Origin of the sequence: Pantoea sp. RG18 (assembly GCF_025910075.1) — a bacterium.
In the GTDB taxonomy this organism is placed as follows: Bacteria; Pseudomonadota; Gammaproteobacteria; order Enterobacterales; family Enterobacteriaceae; genus Pantoea; species Pantoea agglomerans.
Map to the genome: position 1 here is coordinate 272,618 of NZ_JAPCIL010000002.1, position 17,918 is coordinate 290,535.

Annotated in this window: 15 protein-coding genes; 9 read left to right on the forward strand and 6 right to left on the reverse strand. The window is 55.5% G+C overall.

All coding sequences use genetic code 11. From position 1 onward, the window contains the following. Positions 1 to 34 precede the first annotated feature (34 nt). Complete coding sequence (locus OK409_RS01720; RefSeq protein WP_010248280.1) at positions 35 to 1,111, forward strand: FecCD family ABC transporter permease; 1,077 nt, start codon at positions 35 to 37, stop codon at positions 1,109 to 1,111. After that, positions 1,111 to 1,899, forward strand: coding sequence for an ABC transporter ATP-binding protein (locus OK409_RS01725; protein ID WP_010248276.1), 789 nt, complete (start codon positions 1,111 to 1,113; stop codon positions 1,897 to 1,899). Before OK409_RS01720 ends, OK409_RS01725 begins: the two co-directional genes overlap by 1 nt. A gap of 151 nt (positions 1,900 to 2,050) precedes the next feature. Here the strand turns inward: OK409_RS01725 and fghA are convergent, their stop codons facing one another. The 3 genes from fghA to ptrR form a co-directional block, all read right to left on the reverse strand. Then, entirely contained in the window at positions 2,051 to 2,893 is an 843-nt protein-coding gene (gene fghA / locus OK409_RS01730) for an S-formylglutathione hydrolase (protein WP_083069094.1), read from the reverse strand. A gap of 12 nt (positions 2,894 to 2,905) precedes the next feature. Next, complete coding sequence (locus tag OK409_RS01735; RefSeq protein ID WP_010248270.1) at positions 2,906 to 4,030, reverse strand: S-(hydroxymethyl)glutathione dehydrogenase/class III alcohol dehydrogenase; 1,125 nt, start codon at positions 4,028 to 4,030, stop codon at positions 2,906 to 2,908. Between the two features lie 100 nt (positions 4,031 to 4,130). Then, complete coding sequence (ptrR, locus tag OK409_RS01740; RefSeq protein WP_010248266.1) at positions 4,131 to 5,042, reverse strand: putrescine utilization regulator PtrR; 912 nt, start codon at positions 5,040 to 5,042, stop codon at positions 4,131 to 4,133. Positions 5,043 to 5,159: 117 nt separating this feature from the next. On the opposite strand from ptrR, the gene OK409_RS01745 reads away from it, so the two are divergent. The 7 genes from OK409_RS01745 (at position 5,160) to mglC (ending at position 13,402) form a co-directional block, all read left to right on the forward strand. Further along, positions 5,160 to 6,287 carry a YbfB/YjiJ family MFS transporter gene (locus OK409_RS01745; RefSeq protein WP_061703764.1) on the forward strand — a complete coding sequence of 376 codons (1,128 nt, stop codon included), beginning with the start codon at positions 5,160 to 5,162 and terminating at the stop codon, positions 6,285 to 6,287. 125 nt (positions 6,288 to 6,412) lie between these two features. After that, on the forward strand, positions 6,413 to 7,078 hold the full coding sequence (folE, locus tag OK409_RS01750) for a GTP cyclohydrolase I FolE (RefSeq protein ID WP_010248259.1): 666 nt from the start codon (positions 6,413 to 6,415) through the stop codon (positions 7,076 to 7,078). A 49-nt stretch (positions 7,079 to 7,127) separates the two neighbouring features. Continuing rightward, on the forward strand, positions 7,128 to 8,288 hold the full coding sequence (gene yeiB, locus OK409_RS01755; protein ID WP_010248256.1) for a DUF418 domain-containing protein YeiB: 1,161 nt from the start codon (positions 7,128 to 7,130) through the stop codon (positions 8,286 to 8,288). A 147-nt stretch (positions 8,289 to 8,435) separates the two neighbouring features. Continuing rightward, complete coding sequence (galS, locus tag OK409_RS01760; RefSeq protein WP_157352621.1) at positions 8,436 to 9,476, forward strand: HTH-type transcriptional regulator GalS; 1,041 nt, start codon at positions 8,436 to 8,438, stop codon at positions 9,474 to 9,476. A gap of 311 nt (positions 9,477 to 9,787) precedes the next feature. Continuing rightward, on the forward strand, positions 9,788 to 10,783 hold the full coding sequence (gene mglB / locus OK409_RS01765; RefSeq protein ID WP_010248252.1) for a galactose/glucose ABC transporter substrate-binding protein MglB: 996 nt from the start codon (positions 9,788 to 9,790) through the stop codon (positions 10,781 to 10,783). Between the two features lie 68 nt (positions 10,784 to 10,851). After that, positions 10,852 to 12,372 carry a galactose/methyl galactoside ABC transporter ATP-binding protein MglA gene (gene mglA, locus OK409_RS01770; protein ID WP_010248250.1) on the forward strand — a complete coding sequence of 507 codons (1,521 nt, stop codon included), beginning with the start codon at positions 10,852 to 10,854 and terminating at the stop codon, positions 12,370 to 12,372. A gap of 19 nt (positions 12,373 to 12,391) precedes the next feature. Beyond that, the gene (gene mglC / locus OK409_RS01775) at positions 12,392 to 13,402 is read left to right on the forward strand and encodes a galactose/methyl galactoside ABC transporter permease MglC (protein ID WP_010248248.1); all 1,011 of its coding nucleotides are present in this window, start codon (positions 12,392 to 12,394) and stop codon (positions 13,400 to 13,402) included. A gap of 778 nt (positions 13,403 to 14,180) precedes the next feature. Here mglC and sanA read toward each other — a convergent pair. The 3 genes from sanA to cdd all read right to left on the reverse strand — a co-directional run bounded on the left by sanA (position 14,181) and on the right by cdd (position 17,893). After that, positions 14,181 to 14,900 carry an outer membrane permeability protein SanA gene (gene sanA / locus OK409_RS01780; RefSeq protein WP_010248246.1) on the reverse strand — a complete coding sequence of 240 codons (720 nt, stop codon included), beginning with the start codon at positions 14,898 to 14,900 and terminating at the stop codon, positions 14,181 to 14,183. Between the two features lie 135 nt (positions 14,901 to 15,035). After that, complete coding sequence (locus OK409_RS01785; RefSeq protein ID WP_031592077.1) at positions 15,036 to 16,733, reverse strand: NAD-dependent malic enzyme; 1,698 nt, start codon at positions 16,731 to 16,733, stop codon at positions 15,036 to 15,038. Positions 16,734 to 17,002: 269 nt separating this feature from the next. Beyond that, entirely contained in the window at positions 17,003 to 17,893 is an 891-nt protein-coding gene (gene cdd / locus OK409_RS01790) for a cytidine deaminase (RefSeq protein ID WP_264366674.1), read from the reverse strand. Positions 17,894 to 17,918: the final 25 nt, after the last annotated feature.

The window sequence follows — 17,918 nt, forward strand, 5'->3', positions numbered from 1 at the left end:
GTTTTCTGACGTGATAGCCACACAGGGTTCAAACATGACTACCGAAACTTCGCTGCTGGCGGGGGAAGAGACGCTTCACCACACCATGCAGAACTATCATCAGGTGCTGCGCCGCCGCTTAATCTGGATTGGCGTGCTGCTGCTGGCGATACTCGCCTCGCTGATCCTCGACTTCACGCTGGGTCCGGCGGGACTCTCACTTGAAACGCTGTGGAATACGCTGCTCAGCCCCGAGAGCGTCGATGCCGGCACGCGCGTCATTGTCTGGGACATTCGTCTGCCCTATGCGCTGATGGCGCTGGTGGTGGGGCTGTCGCTGGGTCTGGCGGGCGCTGAAATGCAGACCATCCTGAATAACCCGCTGGCCAGTCCGTTTACTTTGGGTGTCTCATCGGCGGCGGCGTTTGGTGCCGCGCTGGCGATCATCCTCGGCGTGGGTATTCCCGGCATTCCCGATCAGTGGTTAATTTCTGCCAACGCCTTTGTCTTTGCCCTGTTTGCCGCGCTGATGCTGGATGCCGTGACCCGCTGGACTCAGGTCTCTTCGGCGGGCGTGGTGCTGTTCGGTATCGCGCTGGTCTTCACCTTTAACGCTCTGGTATCCATGATGCAGTTCATCGCCAGCGAAGATACCCTGCAGGGCCTGGTGTTCTGGACCATGGGTAGCCTGGCGCGCGCCTCCTGGGAAAAGCTGGGCGTGCTGAGCGTGGCGCTGGCCATTCTGGTACCGTTTTCAATGATGAGCAGCTGGAAGCTGACGGCGCTGCGTCTGGGCGAAGACCGCGCGGTAAGCTTTGGCATTGATGTGCGTCGTCTGCGCCTGACTACGTTACTGCGCATCAGTATCCTCTCTGCCCTGGCGGTCGCGTTTGTCGGCCCGATCGGTTTCATTGGGCTGGTCGCTCCCCATATCGCCCGCATGATGTTTGGTGAAGATCACCGTTTCTATCTGCCCGCCAGTGCGCTGGTCGGCGCGCTGGTGCTGTCGCTGGCGTCGGTCGCCTCGAAAAACCTGCTCCCTGGTGTAATCATCCCGGTTGGCATTGTCACCTCACTGATTGGCGTGCCGTTCTTCCTGAGTATTATTCTGCGTCATCGGGGGACGGTATGATGGAACAGGGTCTGACGTTACGTGGCTTCAGTGCCGGGTACCCAAAAAATAAAGTCATTGATAATCTTAATATTGCGCCGCTGCCGCGCGGCGAGATCACCGTGCTGCTGGGGCCGAATGGCTGTGGTAAATCGACGCTGCTGCGTGCACTGGCCGGTCTGAATAAAGGCCAGGGCGAGATGTGGCTCAACGGTGAGGATCTCATGACCCAGCCGTTTGCCCGGCGTGCGAAGAACGTGGTTTATCTGCCGCAGTCGCTGCCTGCGGGCGTACATCTGCATGTGCTGGAGTCGATCATCGTGGCGCAGCGTGCCTCCGGTGGTCTGCACAGCGCCAGCAGCGAAGCGGAAATCATGCATCTGCTGGAACAACTGGGCATTGCCCATCTGGCGATGCGATATCTCGATCAGCTCTCCGGCGGACAAAAACAGCTGGTCGGGCTGGCGCAGTCACTGATCCGTCGCCCTAAGCTGCTGCTGCTGGATGAACCGCTGAGCGCGCTGGATCTCAACTACCAGTTTCACGTGATGGATCTGGTGCGGCGCGAAACCGCTCAGCGTAACATCGTGACGGTGGTAGTGGTGCATGACATCAATATTGCACTGCGTCATGCGCAACATGCGCTGATGCTGAAGCAGGGCGCGCTGGTGGCGGAAGGGCAGCCAGATAAGGTGATCACGCCTGCCACTCTGGCAAAGGTGTATGGCGTCGATGGTCGTATCGAACACTGCTCGCGTGGTATCCCGCAGGTGATGATCGACGGGCTGACCGGCCCGGCACTGGTCTGATATTGAGGAGGCGTCCGGTAGGGCGCTGAGCATCACTGTTCTGAGAAAGGAATTTTTACAGGGCAGGCTGGCAGTATGCTGGCTCTGTGACAGAGCGTTAGCCAGCAGAGCAGGCATAAAATTTCAGGGCCGCGATTGCGGCCCTGATTGTTTACGCCAGCAGATGCTGCGCATGGAAGCGCAGATGATCTTCCACAAAGCTGGCTATAAAGAAGTAGCTATGGTCATAACCCGGCTGAATGCGCAGCGTCAGCGGGAAACCCACCTCATTCGCGACCTCTTGTAACCGCTCCGGTTGCAGCTGATCGGCCAGGAACTGATCGCTGTCGCCCTGATCGATCAGCATTGGCAGCCGATGCGACACCTCCGCCATCAGCTGGCAGCTGTCATATTCCCGCCACGTCGCACGATCGTCGCCCAGATAGGCCTGAAACGCTTTCTGGCCCCAGGGTACCTGCATCGGATTCACAATCGGTGCAAAAGCGGAAGCCGAGGCAAAGCGGTTACCCAGACGCAGCGCCAGCATCAGCGCACCGTGTCCGCCCATGGAGTGACCCATAATCGACTGACGTTCACTGACCTTGAAGTTATCCGCAATCAGGGCGGGTAACTCGCTGCTCAGATAATCGAACATGCGGAAATGGCTGGCCCAGGGCTGTTGGGTGGCATTGAGATAAAATCCCGCGCCCTGACCCAGATCGTATCCTTCATCATTCGCAACCCCTTCGCCGCGCGGGCTGGTATCCGGCATAATCAGCACCAGACCCAGTTCCGCTGCAACCCGTTGTGCACCGGCTTTGCTGGTGAAGTTCTCATCGTTGCAGGTCAGTCCGGCCAGAAACCAGACCACCGGCGGCGGCGCATCACCGTGCGGCCCAGGCAGATAGATGCTGAAGGTCATCGGGCAGTTCAGCAGCAAAGACTGATGACGCCAGCGCTGTTGCCAGCCGCCAAAAATACGGTGTTCTTCCAGTAGCTCCAGAGTGGATGCCATAACGCCTCCTGATTACTTGTTAAAGTGCACGACCGAGCGAATCGATTTTCCTTCGTGCATCAAATCAAAGGCGTCGTTGATCTCTTCCAGCGGCATGGTGTGGGTGATGAAGTCGTTCAGCGCAAATTTACCGTCGAGGTAATCCTGCACAATGCCAGGCAGCTGCGAACGGCCTTTGACGCCGCCAAACGCGGAACCGCGCCAGACGCGACCGGTGACCAGCTGGAACGGACGAGTGGAGATCTCTTCACCGGCACCGGCGACGCCGATAATCACGGACTCGCCCCAGCCTTTGTGGCAGCACTCCAGCGCGGAACGCATCACGTTGACATTGCCGATACATTCAAATGAGAAATCCACGCCGCCGTCGGTCAGCTCGACAATCACATCCTGAATCGGCTTGTCGTAATCTTTCGGGTTGATCAGATCGGTGGCACCCAGTTTGCGTGCCAGATCGAATTTGCTGGTGTTAAGGTCGATGGCAATGATGCGGCCCGCTTTCGCCATCTTCGCGCCGATGACCGCAGAGAGGCCAATGCCGCCGAGACCGAAAATCGCCACGGTGTCGCCTTCTTTCACCTTGGCGGTGTTCATCACCGCGCCCATGCCAGTGGTCACGCCACAGCCCAGCAGACAAACCTCTTCCAGCGGCGCTTCTTTACTGATTTTCGCCAGCGAGATCTCCGGAATTACCGTGTACTCAGAGAAGGTTGAGGTGCCCATATAGTGGAAAATGGGTTTGCCATCTTTAAAGAAACGGGTGGTGCCATCCGGCATCAGGCCTTTACCCTGCGTGGTGCGGATCGCCTGGCAGAGGTTAGTTTTGCCTGAAAGACAATATTTACATTTGCCACACTCCGGCGTGTAGAGTGGAATGACGTGGTCACCCACTTCAACGCTGGTCACGCCTTCGCCCACGGCTTCGACGATGCCGCCGCCTTCATGGCCAAGAATCGCCGGGAAAACGCCTTCCGGGTCGGTGCCGGACAGGGTGTAGGCGTCGGTATGACAGACGCCGGTCGCAACGATACGCACCAGTACTTCACCTTTCTGCGGTGGCATTAAATCAACTTCTTCGATTTTCAGCGGTTCGCCAGCAGCCCAGGCAACAGCGGCACGGGTTTTGATCATATTCATGCAATCCCTCTTCCAGTCAGATTGTGACGCGCAGTGGCGCCGGGTGGTCGTGATGATTCAAAGCCTGGTGGGTCAGGCTCTTAAACATAGCGTGGAACGCTTATTCCGCCGCCTGTAATGGGTAAATCAGCTCATCGTTGAGCGGACGATCGTCAAATTGTTCAATAATCAGGTACTTCAGTGCTTCAACATTCGGCGTAAAGGCGTCGCGTCGCCACATCAGCCAGGTGGCGGTGTCGCGATAAGCGGGAGGTAACGTATGCGCCTGCACCCGTGACCGATCCGCCATCTGCTTCAGCACCGAGGCCGGGATCATCGCTACGCCCGCACCGCCTGCCACGCAGGCCAGCATGGCGTGATAGGACTGAATCTCCATCACACTGTTGGGCGCGGTCTGGCTGTCCCGATACCAGCTCTCCAGCTTCACCCGGTAAGAGCAGCTGTTGCGAAAAGCAAACAGAGTGTCGTCCTGCACGTCGCGCGCGGTGGCGATTGGCGCATGATCGAGGCCGGTGATCAGTATCATCTCTTCGCGAAAGGCGATGCAGCCATTGAGATCGTCATGGGAGACCGGGCCATCCACCAGCGCGGCCGCCAGGGTGCCTTCACGCACCCGATCGATGATTTCGCCCGAGGTGCCGGTAATCAGCGACAGCGCCACTTTGGGAAAGCGCTGGTGATAGGCGGCGAGCAGGCCGGGCAGACGCGTCGCCGCGGTGCTCTCCATTGAGCCCAGCGCAAAGTTGCCCGCCGGTTCACCGGTGCGGGTCATGCTCATCGCTTCTTCACTTAATGCCAGGATACGCTGCGCATAATTCAGAAAATTATGGCCCATTGGTGACAGGCGAATGCGCTGTTTCTCACGAATAAAGAGATCCACACCTAATTCTTCTTCCAGCTGGCGCAGCCGCGTGGTGAGATTAGAGGGGACGCGATGCAGCTGTTCTGCTGCGCGCGCCAGTGAACCCGTTTCGGCGACGGAACAGAACATACGCAGCTGAACTAAATCCATATCTTCTCTTCCTGTAAGCAAGTTGGTTAAAATTATTCACTTTCCGTGAGTTTAATCATCCTGCATGCTGTTAGCAAGTCAGAAGAGATCTCAGGGCAGAACAACAGGAGTTCAGCAATGGCGTTACGCGTCGCGCTCAGCGCGTTTTTAACCTTATTTGTCGCGATGGGCATTGGCCGGTTTGCCTTTACGCCCCAGGTGCCGCTGATGATTCAGGCACACCAGCTGACACTCACCAGTGCCAGCCTGGTCGCGGCACTTAATTATCTTGGCTATCTGTGTGGCTCATTTGATGCCATGCGCGCACACCGGCGGGTTGAGCTGCGATTGCAGGCGGGCGTATGGGGCGCGGTGATCCTGACCCTGCTCTCAGCATTCGCCAGCGGACCGTGGCTGCACGGCGCAATCCGCTTTCTGATTGGCTGGTCCAGCGGCTGGGCGATGGTGCTGGTGGCGGCCTGGAGCAATGAACAGCTGCATCGTCATGGCCGGGCAGGGCTGTCGGCGGCCGTTTTTGCCGGGCCGGGCTGCGGCATTTTTGTCAGCGGTCTGCTGGGGGTAGCGCTGCACACATTGCAGGTTTCTGCCGGTCTGGCCTGGGCCGCTTACGGTGCGCTGGCGCTGCTGCTGATTGCGCTGATTACCCGTAATCTGCCGCGTCGGGGCGAACTGCATCGCCCGGATCAGGCACCCGAGCCGCTGGTGCTGGATCGCAACCTTAAACGGCTGGTACTGAGTTACAGTCTGGCGGGCTTTGGCTACATTCTGCCCGCCACCTTTTTGTCGCAGATGGCCGCCACGCGGTTTCCGGACGGCATCTTCGCGCAGTTTGTCTGGCCGATTTTTGGCGGCGCGGCGATGATCGGCATCCTGCTGGGGATCCTGACGCGACGCTGGGGGCACAGCCACGTCCGCCTGGCACTGGTGCTGTGGGCGCAGGCGCTGGGCGTATTTGCCGCGGCGCTGCTGCCAGGCTTTAGCGGCCTGCTGGCCGGTGCGCTGCTGGTGGGGGGCGGTTTCCTCAGCGTGGTGCAGCTGTCGCTGCTCTGCGCCCGTGAGCTGGCACCCAATCATCTGCGCTACATGGCTGGCCTGCTGACCACCGGCTATGCTATCGGGCAGCTGGTCGGCCCGCTGCTCTCTTTTCTCTCCACAGCCCTGTTACATCGGCTGGAGCCTGCCCTGTGGGTTGCAGGGGTTAGCCTGGTCTGGGCCGGCCTGCTGGTGTGGCGGCGAACCGGGTGAAAAGCTTTCATCACCAATCTGATTGATTGCTGGATTCCCCGCAAAGAAAGTTTCACAATACGCGCCTGATTACAGGGCCCGCTGGCAAAAGCTGGCGGGCGCAACACCAGCCGGAGAAGAGTAAGATGAGCACCCTAAGTCAGGAAGCTGCCCTGGTTCACGAAGCGCTGCTGGCGCGTGGACTGGAAACGCCGTTACGTGCACCGACGCGCGATATAGATGACAACACACGTAAAAGTCTGATTGCCGGGCACATGACCGAGATTATGCAGCTGCTGAATCTGGATCTTGAAGATGACAGCCTGATGGAAACGCCGCATCGCATCGCCAAAATGTATGTGGATGAAGTCTTTTCCGGTCTCGACTACGCCAACTTCCCGAAAATCACCGTCATTGAGAATAAAATGAAGGTTGATGAGATGGTGACCGTGCGTGATATCACGCTGACCAGCACCTGTGAACACCACTTTGTGATCATCGATGGCAAAGCGACCGTCGCCTACATTCCCAAAGAAAAGGTGATTGGCCTGTCGAAAATCAACCGTATCGTGCAGTTCTTCGCCCAGCGCCCGCAGGTGCAGGAGCGTCTGACGCAGCAGGTTCTGGTCGCATTGCAGACGCTGCTGGGCACCAACAATGTGGCTGTTTCTATTGATGCGGTGCATTACTGCGTGAAAGCGCGTGGCGTAAAAGATGCCACCAGTGCCACCACGACGACCTCTCTGGGCGGCCTGTTCAAGTCCAGCCAGAATACCCGCCAGGAATTTTTGCGCGCGGTGCGCCATAGTTGAGTCTACGGCGGGCGCATAACGTTGCCCGCCTCAATGGTGCAGGTGCCGCATGCAACGCTATCACGCGCTGGATTTCATTCGTGGATGTGCCATTCTCGGCATTCTGCTGCTCAATATTGTCGGCTTTGGCCTGCCTTCTGCCGCCTACCTTAATCCGGCCTGGCAGGGCAGCGTCAGCCTGTCCGATGTCTGGACATGGGCGATCTCTGACGCCTTTGCCCAGCTCAAATTCCTCACCCTGTTTGCGCTGCTGTTTGGCGCAGGTCTGCAAATGCAGCTGCCACGCGGCAGTCGCTGGCTGACTGCCCGGCTCTCACTGCTGGTGCTGATCGGTTTTCTGCACGGCGTCTTTCTCTGGGAGGGCGATATCCTGCTGGACTACGGCATTATCGGGCTGGTGGTCTGGCGGGTAGTGCGCGATGTCCCTTCCACCCGCAGCCTGATGAATACCGGCATTCTGCTCTACCTGGTGGGCTGTGGCGTTCTGCTGGTGTTTGGGTCGATCTCCGATCCTGAACCGACCCGATCCTGGCTGCCAGGTGCTGCCGATCTGCAATATGAACAGTACTGGAAACTGACTGGTGGCTGGGAAGCGATACAGAACCGGCTGGATCATCTCTCTTCAGGACTGATGGCGCTGGCGGCGCAGTATGGCTGGCAGCTGGCGGGCCTGATGATGATCGGTGGCGCACTGCTGCGCAGTGGCTGGCTGATCGGCGAGTTTTCAGCGCAACATTACCGTCAGGCGGCGGCGCTGCTGCTGACGATGGGGTTGTTGATTGCGGTGGCCGGTGTGGCAGCGCAATGGCTGTTACATTGGGAATTCCGCTGGACCGCTTTTTATCTGCAAGCCCCGCGCGATCTCGCCAGCCCGCTGATTAGCCTGGGCTATGCCGCGCTCTGTCTGGCTTACTGGCCGCAGATAGCGCGCTGGCGCATCAGCTATGCCATTCAGTGCGTGGGCCGCATGGCGCTGACCAACTATCTGCTGCAGTCGCTGATCTGCACCACGCTGTTCTATCGCTTCGGCTTCTATATGCACTTTACCCGGCTGGAGCTGGTGCTGATGGTGCCTGCGGTGTGGCTTATCAATATCCTCTTTTCACTCATCTGGTTACATTTCTTCGCACAGGGTCCGCTGGAGTGGCTGTGGCGGCGGCTCACGCTGATCTCAGCCGGTAAATCGCGCATCACTGACAACGCCAGATAATGACCGCCATCACAAAGGTTACAGAATTGTATGTAACCGTTTTCATTGATGTGACGCAATTCACGCTGTACGCCTCCTGCCCCTGACAAAATAGCGCCGGTGTTCAACCCGGCGTGATGCCTTATTTTTCCTCTGTGGAACTGCTGCATGATAACAATTCGTGATGTTGCCCGTCAGGCTGGCGTGTCGGTGGCGACCGTGTCGCGCGTCCTCAATCAGAGCAGCGCCGTCACCTCTGACACCCGCGACGCCGTGTTACAGGCGGTGGAAGCGCTGGGCTATCGCCCCAACGCCAATGCGCAGGCGCTGGCGACGCAGGTCAGTGATACCATTGGTGTGGTGGTGATGGATGTTTCGGATCCCTTCTTCGGTGCACTGGTTAAAGCGGTGGATACCGTGGCGCAGCGCGTGCACAAACATGTGTTAATCAGCAACTCCTGGCATCAGGAAGAGAAAGAGCGTCATGCCATTGAAGTGCTGATTCGTCAGCGTTGCAGCGCCCTGGTGGTGCACGCGAAAACGCTGCCTGACGCTGAGCTGGCGGATTTTATGCGCCACGTTCCGGGCATGGTGGTGATTAACCGCATCGTGCCCGGATTTGAACACCGCAGTGTCAGTCTGGATAACGTCACGGGTGCATTGATGGCTTCACGAACCCTGCTACAGCAGGGGCATAGCCGCATTGGCTATCTCTGTTCCAGCCATCCCATCGAAGATGTGGCGCAGCGCCGTGAAGGGTGGATTCAGGCGATGGCAGAGCAGGGCATCCGGCCCCAGGAGAGCTGGATAGCCAGCGCAGAGCCCGATATGCAGGGCGGCGAAGCGGCGATGGTGGAGCTGCTGGGACGCAATCTCAACCTCAGTGCGGTGTTTGCCTATAACGACGGCATGGCGGCTGGCGCACTCACTGCGCTGAAAGACAACGGCATCCAGGTGCCACAGCATTTTTCTGTCATTGGCTTTGATGATATCCCGATTTCCCGTTACACCGATCCGCAGTTAACTACTGTGCGCTATCCCATTGTATCTATGGCAAAAATCGCCACTGAACTGGCGCTACAGGGCGCAGCCGGACTGCTGGATGACACGGCAACGCACATCTTTATGCCAACGCTGGTGCGGCGTCATTCGGTGGCGCAGCGGCAAAATGTGGAGTCCGTCACTATTTCAGGCGATTCAGCCATGTAACCGTTTTCAATCTGTGATTACATTCACAGTTAATTAACATTGCTCTCACTATGATGGCAGCGTCTTACCGGACTGAAACATTATGTAACGCCAGTGTAACGGCATCAGTTGTGGTCTCAGTAGCCGGTTAAAGGGTTCATACCCTCTTCATGGAAGCATTCTGGCACAGGGAAGTCAGGTTTTAGACGGTGTTCAATGGCTTAACATTCTCATTACGTTAACCGACGCGCCGCTCTGTTTTACCGATTGCTCTCCCGCCTGTATGGCGCGGTAGCGCTAAAAAGACCCTGCATAATAAAACCGGAGATACCATGAATAAGAAGGTTTTCACGCTTACAGCACTGGTTGCCAGCATGATGTTTGGTGCAACCGCTCACGCAGCTGACACCCGTATCGGCGTGACCATTTACAAATATGATGACAACTTCATGTCAATGGTGCGCAAAGACATCGAGAAAGAAGCGAAAGCGATCGGTGGCGTGCAGTTGCTGATGAATGATTCACAGAATGACCAGTCCAAACAGAACGATCAGATTGACGTGCTGATGGCAAAAGGCGTGAAAGCGCTGGCGATTAACCTGGTTGACCCGGCTGCGGCTGCGGTGGTAGTAGACAAAGCGCGTGCCAACGACGTGCCGGTGGTCTTCTTCAACAAAGAACCTAACGCCAAAGTGCTGGCCGGTTATGACAAAGCTTACTATGTCGGTACCGACTCTAAAGAGTCAGGCATCATTCAGGGTCAGCTGATTGAGAAGCACTGGAAAGCCACACCCGCGTGGGATCTGAACAAAGATGGTCAGATTCAGTTCGTGCTGCTGAAAGGCGAACCGGGCCATCCTGATGCAGAAGCCCGTACCAAATATGTGATCGATACCCTGAACAAAGATGGTCTGAAAACCCAGCAGTTAGCGATGGATACTGCAATGTGGGATACCGCTCAGGCCAAAGATAAGATGGATGCGTGGCTGTCAGGCCCGAATGCCAAAAAAATCGAAGTGGTGATTGCCAACAACGATGCGATGGCGATGGGTGCGGTTGAAGCGCTGAAAGCGCACAACATGACCTCAATTCCGGTCTTTGGCGTCGATGCACTGCCAGAAGCGCTGGCGCTGGTGAAATCCGGTGCGCTGGCCGGTACCGTGCTGAACGATGCGGAAAACCAGGCGAAAGCAACGCTGGATATTGCCAACAATCTGGCTAACGGCAAAGCCGCCACCGACGGAACAAACTTCAAGATGGTTGATAAGATCGTCCGCGTTCCTTACGTGCCGGTTGATAAAGAAAATCTGTCTCAGTTCGTGAAATAAGATCGATTACGGGCGCGACCGCTGTCGCGCCTTTTTTATGTCACCACCGTTTTTTAGCCAGGTAAAATATGGCCAGTGATAATACGACCGCGCAGCGAGAATATCTGCTGGAAATGACGGATGTCTCAAAATCATTTCCCGGCGTTAAAGCGTTAGATAATGTGAATTTAAAAGTGCGGCCTCACTCTGTTCATGCATTAATGGGCGAGAACGGTGCCGGGAAATCCACCTTATTAAAATGCCTGTTTGGTATTTATAAAAAAGATACCGGCAGTATCCTGTTTCAGGGTAAAGAGATCGACTATAAAAGCTCTAAAGAGGCGCTGGAAAATGGCGTGTCGATGGTGCATCAGGAATTAAACCTGGTCCTGCAGCGTACCGTGATGGACAATATGTGGCTTGGGCGTTATCCGCGCAAAGGCTTCTTTGTCGATCAGGATAAAATGTACCGGGATACTAAAGCGATTTTTGACGAGCTGGATATTGATATCGATCCGCGAGACAAAGTTGCCAATCTTTCTGTATCGCAGATGCAGATGATTGAAATTGCCAAAGCGTTTTCCTATGACGCGAAAATTGTGATTATGGATGAGCCGACCTCCTCGTTAACCGAGAAAGAGGTTAATCACCTGTTCACGATTATTCGTAAGCTGAAAGATCGCGGCTGTGGCATTGTTTATATTTCGCACAAAATGGAAGAGATTTTCCAGCTGTGTGATGAGATCACTATCCTGCGTGATGGTCAGTGGATCACCTCTCAGCCGCTGGAAGGGCTGGATATGGATAAGATCATCTCCATGATGGTTGGCCGTTCACTGAACCAGCGTTTCCCTGACCGTACCAACGTGCCAGGCGAGACGATTCTTGAGGTGCGTCATCTGACGTCACTGCGTCAGCCATCGATTCGCGACATCTCATTTGATTTGCGTAAAGGGGAGATACTCGGCATTGCCGGGCTGGTGGGCGCCAAACGTACCGATATCGTCGAAACGCTGTTTGGCATTCGCGAAAAATCGGGCGGCACCATTAAACTGCATGGCAAACCGATTAATAATCACAGCGCCAATGAAGCCATTAACCACGGTTTTGCGCTGGTGACTGAAGAGCGTCGCTCAACCGGTATTTATGCTTTCCTCGACATTGGTTTTAACTCGCTTATTTCCAATATCAAAAAATATAAAAACAGTATGGGACTGCTGGATAATAAACGCATGAAGAGTGATACCCAATGGGTGATCGATTCTATGCGTGTAAAAACGCCAGGCCACCATACTCAGATTGGTTCGCTTTCGGGCGGTAACCAGCAAAAAGTGATTATTGGCCGCTGGTTATTGACCCAGCCTGAAATCCTGATGCTTGATGAACCCACTCGCGGTATTGATGTTGGTGCAAAATTCGAAATTTACCAGTTAATTGCTGAGCTGGCGAAAAGAGAAAAGGGCATCATTATTATCTCATCCGAAATGCCGGAGCTGTTAGGCATTACCGATCGTATTCTGGTAATGAGTAATGGTCTGGTAGCAGGCATAGTTGATACCAAAACGACCACGCAGAACGAAATATTGCGTTTAGCGTCATTACACCTTTAATGAAGCAAGGGCTGTTAACATGAAAGCGACTACAAAAAAGAATGCGCTAACCTGGTTAAAAGAGGGCGGCATTTATGTCGTGCTGCTGGTATTGCTGGCTATTATTATTTTCCAGGACCCCTCATTTTTAAGTTTAATGAACCTGAGTAATATTCTGACCCAATCTTCGGTGCGCATTATTATTGCACTGGGTGTGGCGGGTTTGATTGTGACGCAGGGTACTGACCTGTCAGCCGGACGTCAGGTCGGTCTGGCGGCGGTGGTCGCCGCGACGCTGCTGCAGGCGATGGATAACGCGAACAAGGTCTTCCCGACGCTGGATACGGTGCCGATTCCACTGGTTATTCTGACCGTGTGCATCATCGGCGGCGTGATTGGTCTGGTCAACGGTGTGATTATTGCTTACCTCAAGGTAACGCCATTTATCACCACGCTGGGCACCATGATCATCGTTTACGGTATCAACTCACTCTATTACGACTTTGTTGGCGCATCACCGATTGCCGGTTTTGATACAGGGTTCTCGAAATTTACCCAGGGCTTCTTACGCTTTGGTGATTTCAAGCTTTCGTTCATCACCTTCTACGCCGTGATTGCCATTATTTTCGTGTGGGTGCTGTGGAACAAAACCCGCTTCGGCAAAAACATTTTTGCTATCGGCGGTAATCCGGAAGCGGCGAAAGTCTCAGGCGTTAACGTCAACCTGAACCTGATCATGATTTATGCCCTGTCAGGTGTGTTCTATGCCTTCGGCGGGATGCTGGAAGCGGGTCGTATCGGTTCGGCCACCAACAACCTCGGCTTTATGTATGAGCTGGATGCGATTGCGGCCTGTGTGGTCGGCGGTGTCTCCTTCGCCGGTGGTGTGGGTAGCGTGGCGGGCGTAGTGACCGGTGTGTTGATCTTCACCGTTATCAACTACGGTCTGACCTATATCGGCGTCAACCCTTACTGGCAGTACATCATTAAAGGCGGCATCATTATCTTCGCCGTGGCGCTGGATTCCCTGAAATATTCCCGTAAGAAGTAAGTCCAACTCCACGCTAAAGAAGCGACCTTCGGGTCGCTTTTTTTATGGGGAGTCAAGGGGGAGCTGCTATGAGGTCGAGGCTGCGAAGGGAACACGGTCAGATCGGAAAGACGCTAAGGCCAGTAAATGATCTGCCCGTGTCATTCCCCCCGCAGAACGCTTTTTATAGCGGAGAGTGCTGGGGTCGTTGCTGTGAGATCGAGTATGCGCAGGAACACGGTCAGATCGGAAAGTCGCTAAGGCCAGTAAATGATCTGCCCGTGTCATTCCTCCGCAGAACGCTTTTTATAGCGGAGAGTGCTGGGGTCGTTGCTGTGAGATCGAGTATGCGTAGGGAACACGGTCAGATCGGAAAGTCGCAAAAGCCGTCATCCATGACACGCTCGGCCCACGCGATTACGCACCTCATCCCTGAGGTGCGCCCGTTTCCGGGCCAACGCTTTGCGTTGTTCAAAAACGCTCCCGGCGTTTTTGTCCCTGGCGTGGGACGCTTTCCTCTTCTGACCGTGTTCCCTGCGCGTTGAGCTTATTCATTGTTATAAGATTCACCCTCTTCAGATTTCTCAGCAGTCTAAGTCGGCTTTCAGAGGGGAAGTAGCACTGAATTATCTACCGTAGTCATGTAATTAATCAGCTTAATGATCGCTGCATAGTAACAGACGGCGACTAAACGTATGCTCCCTGAGCCAGCATATTACCGTCAGCTCCCTGAGCCCTGCACGTCACTGCCAGACTTCGGCACAGCAGTAACCAGCATAAATAAGCCGCAGCGCGTGAGCTATTTCCGCAGCTTCTGTTCCAGCTCCAGCAGCTGCTCCGGCGTCACTGCCGGGTAACTCTGCGCATCTTCAGGGACATCGCGTACGGCGGGGATCGGCACCAGTGGGCCCAGGAAGCGGGGTTCGCGCTTTAGCAGGAAGAGATCCACCAGCGCGCCCAGCCGGGCACCTACCTCACGGAAGCGTACGCTAAGCATGTTCTTCGGTGAGGGCACCGCATAACACTGCGCCTGAATACCCAGTTGTAAGGCGATAAACAGGGCACGCTCACAATGGAAACGCTGCGTGATAATAATGAAGTCGTTGGTATCAAACACTTTGCGGGTGCGCACAATCGAATCCAGCGTGCGGAAACCGGCATAGTCCAGCACGATATCAGCCGGATCGACACCGGCTTTGATGAGATCGCGGCGCATCGTCATCGGCTCGTTATAGCTTTGCAGCGCGTTATCACCGCTTAACAGCAGATAATTGACCTTGCCGCTGTTGTAGGCATTCAGCGCGCCCTGCATACGATAGAGGTAATACTGATTGATGACGCCGGTGCGATAATATTTCGCCGTACCCAGTACCACACCGACCTGACGATGTGGCAAAGAGGCGACATTTTCGTAGATAAAGGGCGCAGTTTTCCAGCTGATCCAGCGATCAAGGCCGAGCGCCGTTGCCATCATCAGTAAGATGATGAAAAGCAGACCAATGAAAACGCGTTTCAGCATGCGCCTGGAGACTCGATGTCAGAATAGTGAGATGGGACAAGGCTACTTGAGCCGTCACTGTGAAGCAAGTTACTGCCGGCTGGCTGTGCTCTTTTTGAACACTGCCGGATCGGATGCAATCCGGCAGTCTGAAGATTAAATCGAGGTACGACGATAATGACGGTACTGCGGCAGCCAGAAGTTGTTGGCGATAGCCTGTGACAACACATCTTCAGAGGTCACCACGGCGACACCCGCCAGCTGAGCAGCTTTACCCACTTCCATCGCAATGATTTTCGATACACCCTGGATATCTTTAATCTCAGGCAGCACCGGGCCTTCACCTTCATTCACCAGCGGAGAGCAGTCAGCAAGCGCGCGGCTGGCGGTCATCAGCATGGTATCGGTAACGCGGCTGGCACCCGAAGCAATCACACCCAGACCAATGCCCGGGAAGATGTAGGAGTTGTTGCACTGCGCAATCGGATAGGTTTTACCGTTCCAGCTCACCGGCGAGAACGGACTGCCGGTTGCGACCAGTGCGGCACCGTCAGTCCAGGCGATGATATCGGCTGGTGTCGCTTCCACGCGTGATGTCGGGTTCGATAGTGGCATCACGATAGGGCGCTTACAGTGCTTATGCATCTCGCGGATGATCTCTTCGGTGAAGAGGCCCGGCTGGCCAGAGACTCCAATCAGAATATCGGGCCTGGCATTGCGCACCACGTCCAGCAGCGAGATGGAATCATTGGTAACATCCCACTGCTGCAGGTTTTCGCTCTTTTGTACCAGCTTGCTCTGGAAATCGAGCAGGTTAGGCAGCTTGTCAGTGAGCAGACCAAAGCGATCCACCATCATTACCCGGCCACGCGCTTCCTCGTCACTCAGACCTTCGGATTTCATCTGTGCGATGATCTGTTCAGCGATACCACAACCCGCGGAACCGGCGCCCAGGAACACTACTTTCTGCTCGCACAGGCGGCTGCCGGCGGCGCGGCTTGCGGCAATCAGCGTACCCACGGTCACGGCGGCAGTGCCCTGAATATCATCATTAAAGCAGCAGACTTCATCGCGATAGCGGTTCAGCAGTGGCATGGCATTCTTCTGGGCGAAATCTTCAAACTGCAACAGCACTTTCGGCCAGCGGCGTTTAACGGCCTGAATAAAATCGTTCACGAACGCATCATACTCTTCACCGGTGATGCGCGGATGACGCCAGCCCATATAGAGCGGATCGTTCAGCAACTGCTGGTTGTTGGTACCCACATCCAGCACCACCGGCAGGGTGTAAGCCGGACTGATGCCGCCACAGGCGGTATAGAGTGAAAGCTTACCAATCGGGATACCCATACCACCGATGCCCTGATCGCCGAGGCCCAGAATACGCTCGCCATCAGTCACCACGATCACCTTCACATTCTGTTTGGTGGCGTTTTGCAGCATATCTTCGATATGGTCGCGGTTAGGGTAGGAGATGAACACGCCACGCGCACGACGGTAGATTTCAGAGAAGTGTTCACAGGCTGCGCCGACGGTCGGGGTGTAGATGATGGGCATCATCTCTTCGAGATGGTTATCCAGCAGGCGGTAGAACAGCGTTTCGTTGGTGTCCTGGATGTTACGCAGGTAGACATGCTTATCGTTATTGTTTTTGAAGTCCTGGAACTGACGCCAGGCTCGCTGCGCCTGCTCTTCAATCGATTCCACTGCTTCTGGCAGCAGACCGTTGAGGTTGAATTCGTTACGTTCTTCGATACTAAAGGCGCTGCCTTTGTTCAGCAGGGGAAATTCCAGCAAAATCGGGCCAGCATAAGGGATATACAGCGGGCGTTTACTTTCGTAGTCGAGTTCCATGCGGTAATGCTCCGGTTGCAGTGTTGTCTGGCGTCACGCCGGAAAGGTAGCGCCAGTTTTCTTACCCGTTATAGCTCAGACTGCAGGCCTGGCAGCGGCAGGGTAACCGCTGCAGAAACATTCACGACCGTGCTGCCATCCTGCAACCTGAATTATTCAGAGTAATTTGTAATGACGTGAATTCTGGCGCCAGATCCTATGAAATTTCCCGCAGAAGTACAGCGTTTGTTCATAAAAGCTCACAAAACTGTGGCCTCTCTGACAGCGGGTTATGCTTTGTACAGCGTCACCTGCAGCAGCTCACCGCAACCAAATGTCTCAAGCGTCGCCTGTGTGGCGGCGAACTGGCTTAGCGTGGCATTTTCCACTTCGGCTAATACCGCTTTTTTTATCTGATGAACATCGCCACCCTGCATGTTGAGCAGGACCAGCGCCGCCTGAAGGGGCGGGAAACTCGGGTTAAAGGCGGCATTTTCCGCATAGCGCCCGGTGACAATCGTGCCGGTTGCGGTCAGCAGCGCAACACCGGCGTGTGACTGGCTGTAAGGCGCGTGGCTGGTATTGGCAGCGGCAACTGCGGCCTGCACCAGTTCATCGCCTTCGGCTACATAGCCGTGATCCACGCGGTCCATCAGGAAGGTCGTGATGTCCAGATCGCGCGGTCCAAAGGCATCCGGCAGATAATCGGCCAGGGTGCTGATCGCGCGTTGTGGCAGGCTGATGCGAATGTTCGTGCCGCTGTTCAGCTCGTTCATAAACTGACGGCAGTGACCGCACGGCGTGTAGTTAACGGTGATCGTCTCAAGCTGACTTTCGCCACGCAGCCACGCATGAGTAATGGCGCTCTGCTCGGCGTGAACCGTCTGCTGCAACGGCGTACCGATAAATTCCATGTTGGCCCCGAAGTACCAGTTGCCGCTGACGCCACGGGCGATAGCCCCGACGTTAAAATGCGACACGGTAGCAACGGCACAGGCCGCCGCCAGGGGCAGCAGCGCCAGCGCCAGAGCATCGGCATCCATCTGTGTCTGTTGCTGCAGTGAGGCGACCTGGCCGGCGCTCAGCACCGCCTGAAAGCCAGGATCGTCCAGCAGGGGAGAGAGTGCGGTTTGCAGCGTTGACGGCAATGCCTCAAAGGCAGAGAGGAAACGGGATTGCATGTGAGCCTCATTAGATTCAGCAGGG

Coding starts and splice junctions, on each gene's coding strand:
- mglB (WP_010248252.1), top strand. CDS start 9,788: ATGAATAAGAAGGTTTTCACGCTTACAGCACTGGTTGCCAGCATGATG.
- fghA (WP_083069094.1), bottom strand. CDS start 2,893: ATGGCATCCACTCTGGAGCTACTGGAAGAACACCGTATTTTTGGCGGC.
- folE (WP_010248259.1), top strand. CDS start 6,413: ATGAGCACCCTAAGTCAGGAAGCTGCCCTGGTTCACGAAGCGCTGCTG.
- OK409_RS01745 (WP_061703764.1), top strand. CDS start 5,160: ATGGCGTTACGCGTCGCGCTCAGCGCGTTTTTAACCTTATTTGTCGCG.
- sanA (WP_010248246.1), bottom strand. CDS start 14,900: ATGCTGAAACGCGTTTTCATTGGTCTGCTTTTCATCATCTTACTGATG.
- ptrR (WP_010248266.1), bottom strand. CDS start 5,042: ATGGATTTAGTTCAGCTGCGTATGTTCTGTTCCGTCGCCGAAACGGGT.
- yeiB (WP_010248256.1), top strand. CDS start 7,128: ATGCAACGCTATCACGCGCTGGATTTCATTCGTGGATGTGCCATTCTC.
- mglC (WP_010248248.1), top strand. CDS start 12,392: ATGAAAGCGACTACAAAAAAGAATGCGCTAACCTGGTTAAAAGAGGGC.
- OK409_RS01720 (WP_010248280.1), top strand. CDS start 35: ATGACTACCGAAACTTCGCTGCTGGCGGGGGAAGAGACGCTTCACCAC.
- OK409_RS01785 (WP_031592077.1), bottom strand. CDS start 16,733: ATGGAACTCGACTACGAAAGTAAACGCCCGCTGTATATCCCTTATGCT.
- OK409_RS01725 (WP_010248276.1), top strand. CDS start 1,111: ATGGAACAGGGTCTGACGTTACGTGGCTTCAGTGCCGGGTACCCAAAA.
- OK409_RS01735 (WP_010248270.1), bottom strand. CDS start 4,030: ATGAATATGATCAAAACCCGTGCCGCTGTTGCCTGGGCTGCTGGCGAA.
- mglA (WP_010248250.1), top strand. CDS start 10,852: ATGGCCAGTGATAATACGACCGCGCAGCGAGAATATCTGCTGGAAATG.
- galS (WP_157352621.1), top strand. CDS start 8,436: ATGATAACAATTCGTGATGTTGCCCGTCAGGCTGGCGTGTCGGTGGCG.
- cdd (WP_264366674.1), bottom strand. CDS start 17,893: ATGCAATCCCGTTTCCTCTCTGCCTTTGAGGCATTGCCGTCAACGCTG.